This window comes from Paenibacillus sp. 01T442 (assembly GCF_056398345.1).
On the sequence record NZ_JBFTPF010000066.1, the window covers coordinates 12,339 to 28,187 of the forward strand.

Consider the following 15,849-nt stretch of genomic DNA (forward strand, 5'->3'; position numbering starts at 1 on the left):
TAGTGCACGGAATGAAACGAAGCACGTTTATTCCACAAACAATAACGGGGGTGCTCAAATGAGGGCTATGAAAAAAGGATTAATGACATTGATCGGCGTTGCTCTTGTCGGGTCGCAGTTAGTTGCATGTACCAATTCATCTACGAATACACCAGCGAACACAGCCACGAGTACTACCGAGAGTAAAACAGTATCACCAAGTCCAGTGTCTGCGAAGCCTGTCGAAATTACTTGGTGGAACTTCCCGAATTTTCAACCGCTGGATGGGGAAGTTGGGAAATATGAGAAGCAGATTATTGCAGCTTTTAACAAGAAGCATCCAGAAATAAAAGTCAATCTAGAGATGATTACCTTTGAAGGTGGTCCGCAAAAGCTGAACGTAGCCATCGCTTCGAACTCGGCGCCAGATGTGATTTATGATGCTCCGGGACGTATTATCGACTGGGGGAAGAAGAAGTTACTCGCTCCGCTGAATGACATCGTTACCGAAGAAGTAAAGAAAGATATTACGCCTGCGCTATGGAAGCAATCTATGGTTGGCGATCAGATCTATATGTACCCTATCAATACGGCGCCATTCATGATGGCCGTAAATAAGACGGTATTTGAGAAAATCGGTGCGCTTGATTTGCTACCGCTAAGTCGCCCTGATCGGACATGGACAGTAGCTGAATATGAGAAAGCGCTTCAAGCTGTGAAAGAGAAAGCACCGGAGATTATTCCAACGGGCTTCTTCGCGAAAAGTACAGCAGGTGATCAAGGAACTCGCGCCTATATTGCCAACTTAGGGGTATCGAGATTCTTGAGTGAAGATAACTCCAAAGTAGCTATTAATACCGACAACGCTGCGAAAGCATTGGACTGGGTAGCTAAGGCGACGAAGGATAAAATTAGTGTGTCCGGTTCTGCTTCCTTGGCAGCTGCGGATGTTAACGATTTATTCTTGCAAGGTAAATTAGCCTTTACTTTGAATTATTCAGCTGTACTAAAAGCGCAGAACGTTCCGCTCAAGAAGGTGCAATTCGAAGATATTCTGCTGCCATTCCCAACACTAGATGGATCTAAGCCAAAGCTTGAGCCGTATTTGGGCGGTATGGCCGTGTTTAACAATGGAAACGCAGACAAGATTACGGCTGCTAAGAAGCTAGTTGATTTTATAGCGAATGATCCCGAATATGCGAAGAAGAATTTGATTCAAACAGGTGGATTATCAGCGCGTACGTCGATTACCGGTCTTTATAGCGATGCCGAATATAAATATGCAGAAACAGCTCGTCAATTTATCACGGATGCACCGACAATTGCTGATGGTTACGCGGAAATTCGTACATTCTGGTTCCCGGAATTGCAACGTGTGTTAACAGGCACAGCAACCGGCAAGGAAGCATTGGATAGCTTTGCAACCAAAGCGAACGAAGCCATTGCGAAAGCGAAGAAAGAGCAAGCAGCTTCTAAATAAGCACGAGGAATGTCCACTGGGAGTAGAGTGCGATTGTACTCTACTCTTTTCATCTCAAAAAAGAAAGGGAGGGAAGAAACATGGAGGTAACGGTTCGTAAAACCAAAGGTTACATACGTCGAGATTGRCTTATGAGCTATGTCTTTTTGCTGCCTGCACTCGGATTCTTTCTGCTTTTTGTTGCCTATCCCATGGTAAAAGGGATCTATATTAGCTTCTTCGATTACTCCTTGCGAACGTTTAATTTTATAGGATTCGATAATTATGTCGATTTGATTCAGAACGAAACGTTTCTGAAATCGATGCGAAATACACTGTTGCTAGTCGTTATAACGGTCCCTATAGTAATCGTTTTCTCGTTATTCGTGGCCGTTTCTATTTATAAGAAAAAAGAGTTTGCTCGCTCATTCTTTCGAGGCGTATTCTATTTGCCAGCCGTTTCTTCTGTCGTCAGTATTACGGTTGTATGGGGATGGATCTACCATCCGAATTATGGGATTCTCAACTATTTAGGGGGATTAATTGGGCTTGAGCCGATTTCGTGGCTGGGCGACCAGCGCACAGCACTGCTTGCGATTATCGCTGTTTTGATCACAACTTCAGTAGGTCAGCCGATCATTCTTTACGTGGCTTCCCTAGGCAATATCCCGACTTCGTATATCGAAGCGGCTGAAATCGACCGAGCGAACCCGTGGCAAATCTTTTTGAAAATTATTTGGCCTATGCTCATGCCGACCAATCTCTATATTATCGTCATCACGACGATCAATACGTTTCAGTGTTTTGCCTTAATTCAATTGCTTACTTCTGGCGGCCCTGTTTATAGTACCTCGACCGTCATGTATGGCGTGTACGAGCAAGCCTTCGTGCTTGGTCATTTCGGCAGCGCCTCGGCTATGGGCGTATTCCTTGCGATTATTATCGGGGTTATCTCGTTGATTCAATTTAAATTCTTTGGYAGCGATGTTGAGTACTAGGAGGGGACATCATGAAAGTAAACGCTGGGCAAAGGGTATTTAACGGATTTTCTACGCTATTATTGATCCTTTCTACGTTGTTTTTTATATTTCCGTTTTATTGGATTGTGACAGGTGCCTTTAAATTTCAAACGGTGGCTACACAAATTCCGCCAGAATGGTTTCCTCTCAAACCGACCTTACAGAACTGGGCGGATTTGTTTAAGAATCCGGTATGGCGCTGGACGTTAAATAGTTTTATCATTGCTTTGGTTGAAATGTTCGCTGTCTGCCTGGTTTCCGCTTCTGCAGGCTATGTCCTGGCGAAAAAGCTATTCCCTGGGCGGAAAATCATTTTTACGATGTTCATCGCTGCAATGGCTTTACCGAAACAAGTGATTCTTGTTCCGCTATTTACGATGTTGGCCGACTTTGGCTGGGTCAATACGTATCATGGACTTATTTTACCAGCAATTGGATGGCCATTTGGCGTGTTCTTGATGAAACAATTCGCTCAGACTGTACCAGGGGAGTTAATTGAAGCGGCTAAGATCGATGGCTGCTCCGAAATCCGACTATTCTCCACGATTATCTTGCCTTTACTTAAACCAGCGTTAGGAGCGCTAGCGATCTTTACTTTCATTGCATCGTGGAACGACTATTTCAGTCAGCTCATTATGACGAGGTCTACCTCGATGATGACACTGCCGCTTGGCGTAGCGACGATGCAAGGTGAATTTACGACCAATTACGGAATCATGATGGCAGGAGCGGCACTCGCGTCTGTTCCTATGATTACGATCTTTCTCGTGTTCCAAAAAGCGTTTACACAAGGCATTACGATGGGTGCGGTCAAGGGATAAGGGTGTAGTAGGGGAATGGGTACACGCGATATTGATGCTTGGAATTTCTTCAATAATACGTCAAAGATGAATTTTCCTTAACAGATGTTGGACACGTTACTTGGTGTTTAACTGGAAAACCTCCATCTATTTTAACTAGAAAAGCCTGATATTGCAGATTAGATGGAAAAAGTACTGCTAATATACCCATGATTGGCTGTTTCAGCGAAATCAGGCGAAATTAACTGGACAAAATCCATCTAGTTGATCGGAATTGCTAAAACGGGGAAAATTAGCTGTAGTTTGTACAGTTAAAAGTCCCCGGCGGTTCCCGGCGACGCCGTGACCGTTGCGGACAGACAAGAAGCTGATCATAGATCAGCTTCTTTGTCATTTCCCCGCCAATTACCGTGTCGGTAATCGGAAGGCGTAGTGCCAGTCGTGCTTTTGAACACACGCGCAAAATGAAACGAGTTCTTGAATCCGCAGCGCATGGCGATTTCGCCAATGGCTAAGCCGGTTTGGATCAGTAATTCGTTGGCTCGCAGAATGCGATAATGCCATACGAATTTAATCGGTGTGATGCCCTCGTGTTTACGAAACAAGCGAACCAGATGCTCAGGGGACAACCCGACTTCATCGGCAATGCCTTCCAGCGAGAGATGATCATGGAAGTGATGCTCGATATATTGCTTCGCATGGAGAATCGAAGGGTGCGTCTGCTGTATATGATTGCTAGTCGATTCAGCAATAAATAGCTGAATAGCTGCCAGTCCGAGGCTGCAAAGGGTCTCTGAAGTCGCACTGTAGCGCAATCTTAAGGAAATCAGGATGTCGGTTAAGCGATTCATCTCTTCACTTATAGCTTGTGTATGTGGCAATTGCTCCAATTGGTCGCGTTGCTGCTCCGAAAGCTCGCCAACATGAACGGCAATCCAGCGATGCCAAGTTTCTTGCTCTTTCGCGAACAAGAACTGTTCCTGATGACCAGGCTTCAGGAKGATCACTTGCCCAGGCTGAATCGTATGCGGAACCTCATCAATATGCACGATCATGGAGCCGGTATGCAGCAAAACTAGTTGCAGATCCGCCTGTACACGGGGACCAAAACGACTGCCAGGTGGGTATACTACGGTTCCACCAACGGCAGCACGTACTTTAGGGATGTCAATTGTGGATTCTGAAGTCATGAGCAAGTTCCTTTACAATGAATTAATGAAAGAGAATAGTATTGTTCGCACATTTTGAATATCAACTACAGATATATACTCGTCAATCACAGCCATGTTCGAAATGGGAGTACGACTGTATGCTAAGTATATAGCTCGAGCTTACATTTTGAAAGGGGAATTGGCTATGCAAAGTCAAGTTAAGGATCGATTGGCACCGTTAGGGGAGAAAGAATTGGCGTTTTTTCATGAGCATGGGTATTATTTGTTGAAAAAAGGGTGCAGTGAAGATCTTGTCGATGCCTTTAACGGACACATTCACTCGATCCGCTCAGCAGATGAGATAGCCGAATGGGCGCTCCCCAAAAAAGGCAGTCAGGAAGTAAGCGATAAGGACCGGTTCTCGGTGCGATTATTTAATCCGCATAAACATGACGGCTTCTCGCGACAAATCATGAAGCTCCCTGTCGTTCGCGGTGCGCTAGCTCAAATGATGGGTGACGAGGCCGTTTGTGTGCAAAGCATGTACTTCTATAAGGAACCAGGCTCCCCAGGCCAAGCGCCGCATCAGGACTATTATTATATCAAGGATGATCCGAAATCGATGATTGCGGCTTGGATTGCTTTGGAGGAACTGGTTGACGAAGAAAACGGCTGTTTATGGGTTATTCCTGGCACACACAAGCTAGGCTTGCTGCCACATGGGAAAGTAACGAATCTCGAAGAGCATGAAAGCTGGACCGATGAAACCGAAGGTGTCGATCTTGCACAAGAAATTCCAGTTGTCATGGAAAAAGGGGACATTTTATTTTTTCATGAGCTGCTCATTCACTCTTCTTACAAAAATCGCAGCAAGGATCGCTGGCGCCGCTCGTATGTGTGCCACTATATCCGCAACGATTCCAGCGTCTTGTTCCGTGAAGATTTGCGTGTCAAATATCCGCTATACTAAGCCAGTCAACGTAGCCTGTCATCTTCGGATGATGGGCTTCTTTCCTCTTTTGCTGCGAAAAAGTAGTTACCTACATTTGGAAAACGCTGATATAATGGATAAGATTCAGTTCGGACTATCGCAACCAAGGGGGAGAGCGCATTGTCGTTAATAGAGGTTAAGCATTTAAGGAAAACATTTGAAACCGATGTGAGACGAACGGGGCGATTTGCCACGATTCGGAGCTTAATTAAGCCCGAGAAGCGAGAGATGGTCGCGGTGGAAGATATTTCTTTTTCCATTGAAAAAGGAGAGAGCGTTGCCTATTTGGGACCCAATGGTGCGGGCAAATCGACAACGATCAAAATGTTGACAGGCATCCTGGAACCGAGCGGTGGAAGTATTGAGGTAGCGGGCTTGATCCCGCATAAGAGCAGAAAAATGAGCTCCTATCAAATTGGTGTCGTATTTGGACAACGAAGTCAGCTGCTGTTTGATTTGCCTGTGAAGGATTCTTATGATTTGTTACGGTATATGTATAGTATTTCTTGGGAGCAATACCATAGAAATTTACGTGAATTTGCAGAGGTTCTCGAAGTGGAGCATCTACTTAATCGTCCGGTGAGAACGCTTTCACTTGGTCAGCGGATGCGTTGTGAAATCCTTGCGTCCTTGCTGCACGAGCCGGATATCCTCTTTCTGGATGAGCCTACRATTGGACTCGATGTTGTGGCGAAGGAGCGAATTCGTGCTTTTATCGAGAAGATCAATCGGGAAAAAGGCGTCACGCTGCTGCTGACAACACATGACATGCATGATATCGAACGGTTGTGTCACCGGACGATGATTATTGATAAGKGGCGTCTCATTTATGATGGCAGCTTGCAGCATATTCGTGACCATTATGCGACAGAGCGTCAGATTAAAGCTACCTTCGAAGATACAAGTCTGGCCGAAGCGGCTGCTTCGCYATTCATTGGCTTTGATGTGATTACATGCGTTGAAGAGCGGATGCTCAAAATTTCCTATGATCAGCATCACATTGATACGTCCACATTACTTAAGCATCTGTTAGAGAACGCACAACCGCGTGATCTGACCATGCAGGACGAGAACATTGACGCCTTAATTTCCCGGATCTATCGGGAAGGTATTGCAAGCTCGCCACAGGAGCCTAATCGTGAGTTGGAAGGTGTGGTCGTCAGTTCATGAATACCCTTCAACGACTAGGCGGTATGTCCCGAATTGCGGTTCGCCAGCGCATGCAGTTTCGATTTGATTTTATCATGACACTCGTGTCAACGCTCATGTTCTGTGTCCTTTATTACATGCTGTGGAAAGCGATCTATCTATATGGCAGCGGGCAGGTGTTGCCTTGGGAGCAATTAATTACCTATGTCATGGTAGGCCAAACGATAAACTTTGCCCGCTGGTCACCTGCAGAACGTGCGCCCACTTATGCCATGGCGTTACGTGTCCGTTCCGGGGACATTGCGCTGGATCTGATCCGACCGGTGGACTTCCAAGTCCAACGATTTGTAGAAGCCGCAGGCTTTTTTGCCGTGGAAATGTTGTGGGTAAATATTCCAGCGCTTCTGCTCCTGATCTTCGGGCTTGGCATTCAATCACCAACGAGCTTAGCTTCCGGAGCGGCCTTTCTATTAAGTCTTATCATCGGTTTCTTGGTGGCGTTCAGTATTAACTCGATTATTATGATGATTTCGTTCATGACCACGAATACGTTCGGGGTACAGTTGGCGAAGCGAGCGATGATGGATATTTTCGCAGGGACGTTGATCCCATTCGATTTCTTTCCCAGCAGCCTCCAAACGATCCTAACCTATTTACCTTTTCAAGCGATGGCCTATATACCCTTATCGATTTATACAGGCAAGTTGACGGGAATTCATATGGGGTATGCGCTATTGGAGCAGCTTGCGTGGGCGCTAGTTATGATTGTCATTAGTCGATTGTTGTGGATGAAAGCGGCGAAGCGACTAGCGATTAACGGGGGGTGAGAAGATGTTGGCACCAAAGAGAAGCTTCATGCAGCAGGTAGCGTATCTGATTGGGATGTATGGGCATTTTCTAAAAGTGTATGTCAAAACGTTGGTTGCATATCGTGCGGATACGATCATTGCGGTCATTGCGGGGATCCTTGCGCAGGGAAGTACGCTGATTTTTTTGACGGTCATTTTCAAACGCATTCCGATGTTGGCAGGCTGGGACTACAACGAGTTAGTCTTTATGTTCGGACTTGCGGCCACGGGTCGTGCACTGAATCAAACCTTTTTCAATGCGCCTTTCATGCTAACAGGCAACATTCGGAATGGACGAATGGATATGATGATGGTGCGGCCAGTAGGTGTGCTTTTTCAAACCATAGGCTACTCGCAAGAATTGAATGGTGTCGGCCAGTTGATTACAGGCATTGCAATTATGGGCTATGCGGCGTCTCGTTTGGATATGAGTTGGACGATCTTGAATGTGTTATATGTCGTCATTGCCTTATTATGTAGTGCTCTCATACAATTCTCTATTCTACTAACGATTAGTGTATTAACGTTCTGGTTTCAGGAGATTCGATCGCTCATTTATCCAGTAACTTGGCTCTACGATTTTACAAGATATCCCATGCAAATCTTTCATCCGATTCTACGTGGATTGTTAACTTACATTATTCCGTATTCATTGGCTAGCTTCTATCCAGCGGCTTATCTATTGCGACCAGAACAGTACGGCTGGGCCGCTTGGGGCGTTCCAGCCGTAACGATGGTGGTCGTAATGGGGGCATATTTTATATGGTCGCAGGGGTTAAGGCGTTATTCGAGTGTGGCGGGATAAATTGTTCGTTGCGACTACAGTCGATATACATGGGATACACACCTTCCTGAATGGGAGGAGCGACTTTCATGGTAACAGGAGGTATCACTGCGGTCAGAGGCTCTTGCAAGTTGGAAGCCGTCTGTCTGAGGCGCTTACTCTTCTCGAAAACATCAATGACGAGATAGTACATAATACATAGCACGATAAAACCCAATCCGCAGATTTGTAAGTTTTGCATCCTAGTACGCCTCCTATGAATCATTTTTCATAGATTAACGCATTTCGGATGCGATGTCGCTCGAAAGTCGGTGTCGTTTTCTGACATATTGTCAAAAGGCTCCTAAATGTATCCCTTTTTCTTGACAATACTAGTGAGAACCATTATCATTCGTTGTAGAACTTAAATGATAATGATTATCAATGGGCGACGAGAGTGAACGGCATCATGAGGGGGCTAGTCGATATGGAACATAGCGAGAATGGTACACATGTGTTAAAGAATGAATTCGAGAAAAAGTGGACGAATAGAGTGCAGAAATTCGGAGAGGACGGACTTCATGGAAATAAATTCGACTTGGCAATCCACCAATGACTTGCTGTCCCTAAAGTTTACTACGTTGACCGCATCCCGAGAAGGGGTATTGTATGCGGGAACGGAAGGACATGGTGTGGTCCAGTTCTCGCCGTTACGTTCCTGGGAAAGCGCATCTGAAGGGTTGCCAGCGCAAGTTCATGTATACCGATTAGATTGGGTGGAGACGCAGTTATTCGCTTCTACGAGCCACGGATTATATCTTTTAGAGGATGACATATGGCAGCAAACGAGCATCACCGATCCCTGTTATGCGGCGATTGGCTGGKGGGATCGATTTGTTCTCACGGAGAACGGGTTGCTCTGTGGAAATGATGATGAATGGCTGCCTCTGGCCTATAGAGGGAAGAAAACTTATGATTTGCTAGTGACACCTCATTTTATATTCCTGGGCTATGAGGATGGCGTTGCCTTCTATGATTTATTTACGGGAGATTGGTGCAGTATGCCTCTCCATCAAGCGGTGACTAGTTTAGCCGTGTTCAACACGATGCTGGTCGGGACGACGGAACGTGGGGGCTTAATCGTAGGCAATAAGAATGGCGGATTCAATCAACATCGGTTCGATGGGATGTTCTTGAATCGCTTAGTCACACATCGCGGCGAAGTCTACGCGTGTGCCAATACGGGGCTGTATAAGTTGAGCGAGATCAGAGGCAACATTATCCTGCACGCGTTAAATGCACAAGCCGAGGTGACTGATTTACTGATTTGGCGTGATATGATGGTCATATCGACGCGTGATTCAGGAATTAAATATAAGCATGCCGATAAGTCAGGTTTTCAAACGGTTTTGTAATACATAGAAGCTCCCAGCGATTTATTCGCGGGAGCTTTTTCGTAAATGGTCGTAGGAGAGGACTAACTAAGCATGCCAAATCCGTGGCATGGCTATCGGTTCTTTCCCAAGCTCCGCCCAAATATAGGAAAGCATCAGGCGGGATTTCAAATCTTTAAAATCAGGATCATCCCATAGATTGCGAATTTCACCTGGATCCTTTTGGAGGTCAAAGAGTTCGCCATACGTTTGATTAAAGTAGACCGTTAGCTTGTATCGATCATCTACATATGTTTTCTGATGAATGGTCGTCTTCTCATGGCGGAACTCGCAAATCGCATGGTCACGCGCGCGTTCTGCTTGACCTGTCCATACGCTGCTTTGGTCGACTCCCGTCATGAAGCAAGGGACCGGGAGGCCAGCCATGGATAGAAAAGTAGGCGCTAGATCGACGAGAGATTGGATCGCACTCGACGTTTTACCCGCAGGAACTTGACCCGGATATCGGACGATGAAAGGGAGCTTAATCAAATCTTCATAATGGAAGCCGCCTTTATATTGTAGGCCATGCTGGCCAAAGAAATGACCGTGATCCGTGGTAAATACAACGATCGTATTCTCGGCAAGCCCAAGCTCGTCCAACCGATCCAAAATGCGGCCAATGTGTGCGTCCATGCAGCTGATCATCCCGTAATAGGTAGCCACGAGTTGCTTTCGTTCACTTTCTGGCAGGCGGGAATGCGAGTGATAGCCATGTACGCCATAGCCGCTTTCTTGCAGATAAGAGAAGTCGGGATTCTCTTCTTGTGTGAGCTGAAAGTGTGGTGGATTCTTCTCATGCTCGCCGGGTGTGACAGTTGGGATGGTCAACTTCTCTGGATCATACATCGTGTCCCATGGCGAAGGGACTAAATAGTCGGGATGTGGGTCGAAGAAGCTCGACCATAGGAAGAAGCCATCATCGGACTCCTTGTATTGTTCTAGCAGTGCATTCGTTCTTTCAGCAATCCACGTATTATAGTGGAACTCCTCCGGAATAGCCCAATGATGCAGCTGATTAGGGTCCATGGTGCCAGTCGGAGCTAAGAAATAATCCCGCCAGTTCGTGAGCCMTTTCTCCTCCATCCATAGCGCATAATGTTGTCCCACATGAGCTTCATTCGTATGATTCCGTGCTAATTCAACATGGTCAAAGCCATAGAAAGGTTGGTCAAATGCTTTCCAATAATCCAAGTCCTGCAGGATTGGATAAGCTTCTAGTGAGGGATATTCCTCTGTACTTTTGAGCGGTTGGAAATGTGCTTTACCGATCAGTGCTGTGCGATAATCGGCTTTCTTGAAATCTTCACCAACGGTATGTCGATCTTCCAATAGCTTCGTGCCGAGCGTCCATGCACCATGTTGGCTAGGATATTGTCCAGTTATAATGGAAGATCTAGTCGGTGTACAAGTCGGATTGGGGCAATAAGCCCTTGTAAATGTTGTTCMTTCTTGAACGAGTCGATCCAAGTTAGGCGTAGATAGCTCTGGATTAAAAGCGCCAATCGTGTTCCAATGCTGCTGATCACTTGTGATGAGTAGAATATTTGGTTTCTTCAAGGGGCAGTTCCGCCTTTCTTTATTCTTCTTACATGCTAGGTTCAGTATAGAAATACGAGGGGGAAATTAACATGATAGAATGTTAGAAAGTTGTCATTATGTCTACTTTTTCGTAAAATTAGGTGATGAGTTACTTGGGAGAGAGGGGTTCCGAGATGCAAGAGTATGAGATGGAATTTGCCGATGTTTGGTTCGCTATTCCCCACCCTTTTCAAACAGCAAGCGGCTGTTGGATTGTACGAGCAGGGCAGAATATCGCCAAGTCCACGTATCACATAGGGCCCAAAGTGATTGAGCAGACGAGCTTTCATTGGATTGTGCAAGGCAAGGTAAGGGTGACTTCACTTGACCATACCGTTGAATTAAGCGAAGGGGATTTATTTTGCTTWTTTCCCGGACGCCCTTATGTATACGAAACGATGCAAACGGAAGACATTGCTTCGCCGTTGAAAATGATTTGGCTAGCAATGGAAGGCAATCAATTACCGTTATTAACAGCGGAGTTTGGCCTAACGCCACAGAAGTATTGGTTACATGGCATGGTGAATAACGAAGTTGGAGAAGCACTGCGAAGCGTGATAGGGGCCATTTCGGGGACGAAGAAAAATATATTTCTCGAACAGCGGACACTTAGTGATCTTTTTTATAAAATGAACCTGCAAGCGAACCGCTCAGCCTCCAAAGAGAAAGAGAACTGGCTCGCTCAGGTGAAGGATTTCTTTGATTTGCACTATACCGAGCATATTCGGGTCGAGGATGCCGCCAACCATTTTGGCTACCATCGGTCCCATGTGTATGCGGCCTTTCTGAAGAAGTATGGCACTTCACCGCAGCGGTACTTAGCCACCAAGCGTTTGGAGAAGGGTGCCGAACTGCTCAAAACCACGTCGTTATCGGTAACAGAAATCGCCTACTCGTTGGGTTATTCCGAGTTATATGCCTTCACACGGGCATTTACGACGTATATGGGGGTCTCACCCAGCAGTTATCGGGGGTAATCTCCAATAAGCTAGGAATATCCGGCAGGCAATACACCAGAAATCCATTTGAAACTCCAAGGCCCCCTAAAGAAACTGGAGTCTTCCTACCCATTAATAACTTAACTGTAAAATATACATCTGTTTCCATGATTTACGGAGTTGAATCGAGATTAGTGGAAAAAATGTTGTTATTTTTCGATTAACCGTCAGTTAAACTGAAAATAGGTAGAAATAACTACATATTTTCCAGTTATTTCATTATTGAGGTGAAATATCGCGGATTTAACAGTATTATTTCCATTTATTCACCTGATTGGGCAAACCCATCCCAACAGTGTTTTTGAATGATTGCAGGAATTTGGGATGTCAGCAGATGTTGGGGGATAGGTCCGTCAGGAAGGCAAGTAAGGAGAACGCTTTGTTCTAGGCATAGGAATAAAATGAATAACTAGACCGTGTTCCCTTGGAATTTAAGGGAAGCGGTCTATTTCATTTTTGACAGTTGAACGTTGACCATTGTCCTTCAGAATGCCATAATCGATGATAAAACGAAATAGGGAGTCGGCCAACTATGGGATTACGTGCAGTCCTTGATACATATCGGCATATGAAGATCAAAAATAAGTTGTCGATTTTGATAACGATGATTATTGCGGTTTCTTTGGCATTTACCATTCTGATCCAGCAATATGTGTTTTCGATCTACGATKGGCAAATTTATGATAAATCTTCACGCGTACTCAATTTATCGTCTACCGCGATTGAAACGGAGCTTAAGCGATTGCAACAGCTCTCTTACCGGATATTAGCAGAAGAACAAGTTCAGGAATGGTTGACTTCTCTCAAAAAGAATCCATCTGATTATGATCGACTCATCATTAGTCAATACTTGGTAGATCGCCTAATCAGCTATTCCGGAGAGGAACCTTATTTATATTCCATTCAAATTATGGATGCCAAAGGAAATGAGCATGAGGGCGGCAACATTCTAAGAATGGACGCTGAACGGAAAAGGCACATCTTGAATGTGGCTGCGGAAGGTAATGGGGAAAATCGTTGGATATACCCGGACAGCAATGATTCTGCCTTGATTGCAACGCGGGAAATCCGCTCCTTTCACAAAACGAATTTTGATTTGGACTATTTAGGAACGCTTGTCATTCGAATCAATATTGAGAAGCTTGTACGCGATATCGCACCCGAAGAGGGTGATGTTCTGATTGTTTCCGATGAACATGTGATCTTTCCTAAAGAACCATCCTTCGATTGGAGTCGGATTAGGAAGCCAATGGACGCTGGTAAAGGTTATGAAATCCAGAAAATTAACGGCGAAGAATATTTCATTGCCCAAATCCAGTCACTGAATACAGGTTGGACTTACTTGAACATTACCCCATTTAATCAAATATTTGACCGCATCATCTTTATTAAGGAAATGGTTGTTTTTGTCTTTATTGCTATTTTCGTAGTCGTGATTTTGTTAGGCATACGTTTCTCGTACAGCTTAACTAGGCCCATTGACGAGTTGATGGTGCGGATGAAGCTGGCGGAGAAAGGGAACTTCGAAGAGGCGAATTTATTTCCACCAGGCGGGCAGGTAGCCATGAATGAAATAGGTCTCTTGCAGCGAAGCTTCCGATTCATGATCGAACGAATTAATACGTTAATTCAGGAGAATTATGCGAATCGACTTCTCATTAAAGAAACGGAATTTAAAGCGCTGCAGTCCCAAATTAACCCGCATTTTCTGTATAACACGTTGGAATCGATTAATTGGATGGCCAAAGTAAATCGACAATCCAAAATTTCCGAGATGGTGGAAGCACTGGCTTATTTACTTCGCCACTCTGTCGATCTGAAGGAACCCATCATTACGCTCGGTGAAGAAATCGATATCGTTCGCAGCTATGTAACGATTCAGAAAATTCGCTTCGAAGAGCGATTGGTGTTCAGGTTGGATGTGCCTGAAGAATTAATGAGTCGGGCTATTCCCAAGCTGACCCTCCAGCCTCTGATGGAGAATGCCATTCATTATGCACTAGAGTCAATCATGGAGCCTTGTGAAATTACAATTCGAGGTTGGAGTACAGAAGATGGCATTTTCCTTGCTGTTGATGATACGGGACCAGGGATTCCAAGTGGCCTTATTGAAAGACTGCGTAGCGGTGAAGTAACGACGAAGGGGAAAGGGATCGGACTCCTGAATATTGATGATCGGATTAAGCTTGCTTTTGGCGAAGCGTACGGAATTCGAGTGGATGAGTCAGCCAAGCAGGGGGCTTCTATCATTTTAAGTTTACCTAAAGGACAGGAGGAATAAGGAATGTATAACGTATTGTTAGTTGATGATGAGCGTATTATCCTGGATGGCATCTCACGTATGGTGGAGTGGTCTTCCTTGCAAACGGAGCTTATGGGGACTGCGCGTAATGGTGTAGAAGCTTTTGAAATTATACAGAGACAAGCGCCTGATATTATCATAAGTGATATTCGTATGCCTGGGATGGATGGGCTTGAGCTTGTGGCGCGTGTGCATGAGGCGTATCCACATATTCGTTTCGTGCTGCTATCAGGTTTTGGTGAATTTGACTATGCGAGCAGAGCGATGCAGTATGGCGTTAAGCATTATTTACTCAAGCCAACGAATGAGGTGAAGATCGGGGAAGCGCTTAAGGAAATCGTGGCTGAGCTTGACCAGGAGACAAGTAAAGAGTCGTTCGTTCGGAACATGAAAGCGGAGCTTGAGAAAGTGATGCCGCATGTGAAAGAACAATTTCTCAAGGAGTTTGTGACGAATAAGACGTATGGCAAAGTGGATTGGGACTATTTCCGAAGCTTATTTAAGCTTGACTTTGATTACCARATTCGACTTCTCTTGTTTCAGTTGGAAGAGGGGTTCGAGTTTGAGCTATTGTTCGCCATCAAAAATATTGCTCAGGAAATCCTAGTTAGTCCTCTCCTCAGTACGACAATTGGGAATCATGTCTTAATTTTACTGGAAGAATCAGATCACATTGATCAGCTCCATGAGCGGATCTACCATATACGAGACACTTTTCAAAGCTATTATAAAAGGGATGTTACGATCGCACTTAGTGAGCCTAGCCACATAACACAAGCAAGAACGCTGTATAGGCAATGCCTTCATTTGCTGAACTATCGCTTTTATTTGGGGGAGGGCAGTCTCATTACTCGTAAGGATACCGAAGGCTCTCAAGAAGCTTCGCCGAAAGAGCTGGGTTGGGATGAGGAACGTCTCAATATGTCGGTAAGATCCGGTCATCGTGAGGAAGCGGAAGCAGCTTTACGTGCTTTTATTGGGGGCTTGAAAGAAGCTCAGCTTGATATTGATGTGACGAAATCGTACGTCATTCAGCAATTTGTATCGCTAGTTCGACAGTGCGCACCCGAAGAAATGAATCAGTATTTCACCCAAATTCCCTTGATTGTTGAAATGAACACACTGCAAACGATTCAAACGTTTATGGAGAATGTTGTCATTACGATGACGGAACGATTCTATGGACTTAACAAAGTGAAGCATAGTGCGATTGTTCAAAAGGTTATTGATGTAATTACTTCTCAGCTAGGGAACTCCGAGCTCAGTTTGAATTGGGTAGCGCATGAAATGCTGTATATGAATGCAGACTATCTCGGGAAACTATTCAAGAAGGAAACAGGTGAGAAATTTTCCAATTATGTCATGAAAGCAAGAAT

Annotated in this window: 14 protein-coding genes; 11 read left to right on the plus strand and 3 right to left on the minus strand. The window is 45.0% G+C overall.

Annotated features, from left to right (window positions below; translation table 11 throughout):
* Positions 1-58: 58 nt before the first annotated feature.
* The 3 genes from AC1DLM_RS28490 to AC1DLM_RS28500 all read left to right on the plus strand — a co-directional run bounded on the left by AC1DLM_RS28490 (position 59) and on the right by AC1DLM_RS28500 (position 3,278).
* On the plus strand, positions 59-1,459 hold the full coding sequence (locus AC1DLM_RS28490; protein ID WP_477571855.1) for an ABC transporter substrate-binding protein: 1,401 nt from the start codon (positions 59-61) through the stop codon (positions 1,457-1,459).
* Positions 1,460-1,539: 80 nt separating this feature from the next.
* On the plus strand, positions 1,540-2,436 hold the full coding sequence (locus AC1DLM_RS28495) for a carbohydrate ABC transporter permease (protein WP_477571856.1): 897 nt from the start codon (positions 1,540-1,542) through the stop codon (positions 2,434-2,436).
* 11 nt (positions 2,437-2,447) lie between these two features.
* Positions 2,448-3,278: a carbohydrate ABC transporter permease gene (locus AC1DLM_RS28500; protein ID WP_171637338.1), complete on the plus strand. Its 831-nt coding sequence runs from the start codon at positions 2,448-2,450 to the stop codon at positions 3,276-3,278.
* A gap of 350 nt (positions 3,279-3,628) precedes the next feature.
* On the opposite strand, the gene AC1DLM_RS28505 is transcribed toward AC1DLM_RS28500, so the two are convergent.
* Complete coding sequence (locus AC1DLM_RS28505) at positions 3,629-4,447, minus strand: helix-turn-helix transcriptional regulator (protein ID WP_477571857.1); 819 nt, start codon at positions 4,445-4,447, stop codon at positions 3,629-3,631.
* 166 nt (positions 4,448-4,613) lie between these two features.
* Between AC1DLM_RS28505 and AC1DLM_RS28510 the strand changes: the two genes are divergently transcribed.
* The 4 genes from AC1DLM_RS28510 to AC1DLM_RS28525 all read left to right on the plus strand — a co-directional run bounded on the left by AC1DLM_RS28510 (position 4,614) and on the right by AC1DLM_RS28525 (position 8,201).
* Positions 4,614-5,378, plus strand: coding sequence for a phytanoyl-CoA dioxygenase family protein (locus AC1DLM_RS28510; RefSeq protein WP_477571858.1), 765 nt, complete (start codon positions 4,614-4,616; stop codon positions 5,376-5,378).
* A gap of 141 nt (positions 5,379-5,519) precedes the next feature.
* The gene (locus AC1DLM_RS28515) at positions 5,520-6,569 is read left to right on the plus strand and encodes an ABC transporter ATP-binding protein (RefSeq protein WP_477571859.1); all 1,050 of its coding nucleotides are present in this window, start codon (positions 5,520-5,522) and stop codon (positions 6,567-6,569) included.
* Positions 6,566-7,375 carry an ABC transporter permease gene (locus AC1DLM_RS28520; RefSeq protein WP_477571860.1) on the plus strand — a complete coding sequence of 270 codons (810 nt, stop codon included), beginning with the start codon at positions 6,566-6,568 and terminating at the stop codon, positions 7,373-7,375. The genes AC1DLM_RS28515 and AC1DLM_RS28520 overlap by 4 nt, the downstream gene beginning before the upstream one ends.
* Positions 7,376-7,379: 4 nt before the next feature.
* Positions 7,380-8,201 (plus strand): ABC transporter permease, encoded by an 822-nt coding sequence (locus tag AC1DLM_RS28525; protein ID WP_477571861.1) that lies wholly within the window; start codon positions 7,380-7,382, stop codon positions 8,199-8,201.
* Here AC1DLM_RS28525 and AC1DLM_RS28530 read toward each other — a convergent pair.
* Positions 8,155-8,421, minus strand: a complete 267-nt coding sequence (locus tag AC1DLM_RS28530; RefSeq protein ID WP_441991233.1) for a hypothetical protein — start codon at positions 8,419-8,421, stop codon at positions 8,155-8,157. The genes AC1DLM_RS28525 and AC1DLM_RS28530 overlap by 47 nt on opposite strands.
* A gap of 319 nt (positions 8,422-8,740) precedes the next feature.
* Here AC1DLM_RS28530 and AC1DLM_RS28535 point away from each other — a divergent pair, with 319 nt between their 5' ends.
* Positions 8,741-9,574: a hypothetical protein gene (locus tag AC1DLM_RS28535; RefSeq protein ID WP_477571862.1), complete on the plus strand. Its 834-nt coding sequence runs from the start codon at positions 8,741-8,743 to the stop codon at positions 9,572-9,574.
* A 66-nt stretch (positions 9,575-9,640) separates the two neighbouring features.
* On the opposite strand, the gene AC1DLM_RS28540 is transcribed toward AC1DLM_RS28535, so the two are convergent.
* Positions 9,641-11,152, minus strand: a complete 1,512-nt coding sequence (locus AC1DLM_RS28540; protein ID WP_477571863.1) for a sulfatase family protein — start codon at positions 11,150-11,152, stop codon at positions 9,641-9,643.
* A gap of 155 nt (positions 11,153-11,307) precedes the next feature.
* On the opposite strand from AC1DLM_RS28540, the gene AC1DLM_RS28545 reads away from it, so the two are divergent.
* From AC1DLM_RS28545 to AC1DLM_RS28555, 3 genes are all read left to right on the plus strand, one after another.
* Entirely contained in the window at positions 11,308-12,150 is an 843-nt protein-coding gene (locus tag AC1DLM_RS28545) for an AraC family transcriptional regulator (protein WP_477571864.1), read from the plus strand.
* Between the two features lie 553 nt (positions 12,151-12,703).
* The gene (locus AC1DLM_RS28550) at positions 12,704-14,452 is read left to right on the plus strand and encodes a sensor histidine kinase (protein ID WP_477571865.1); all 1,749 of its coding nucleotides are present in this window, start codon (positions 12,704-12,706) and stop codon (positions 14,450-14,452) included.
* Between the two features lie 3 nt (positions 14,453-14,455).
* The coding region (locus AC1DLM_RS28555) for a response regulator transcription factor (RefSeq protein ID WP_477571866.1) at positions 14,456-15,849 on the plus strand (1,394 nt) is incomplete at its 3' end.

What these genes read in the sequence shown, in the direction of transcription:
- AC1DLM_RS28490 (WP_477571855.1), top strand. Translation starts at nt 59, where the DNA reads ATGAGGGCTATGAAAAAAGGATTAATGACATTGATCGGCGTTGCTCTT.
- AC1DLM_RS28500 (WP_171637338.1), top strand. Translation starts at nt 2,448, where the DNA reads ATGAAAGTAAACGCTGGGCAAAGGGTATTTAACGGATTTTCTACGCTA.
- AC1DLM_RS28510 (WP_477571858.1), top strand. Translation starts at nt 4,614, where the DNA reads ATGCAAAGTCAAGTTAAGGATCGATTGGCACCGTTAGGGGAGAAAGAA.
- AC1DLM_RS28520 (WP_477571860.1), top strand. Translation starts at nt 6,566, where the DNA reads ATGAATACCCTTCAACGACTAGGCGGTATGTCCCGAATTGCGGTTCGC.
- AC1DLM_RS28525 (WP_477571861.1), top strand. Translation starts at nt 7,380, where the DNA reads ATGTTGGCACCAAAGAGAAGCTTCATGCAGCAGGTAGCGTATCTGATT.
- AC1DLM_RS28530 (WP_441991233.1), bottom strand. Translation starts at nt 8,421, where the DNA reads ATGCAAAACTTACAAATCTGCGGATTGGGTTTTATCGTGCTATGTATT.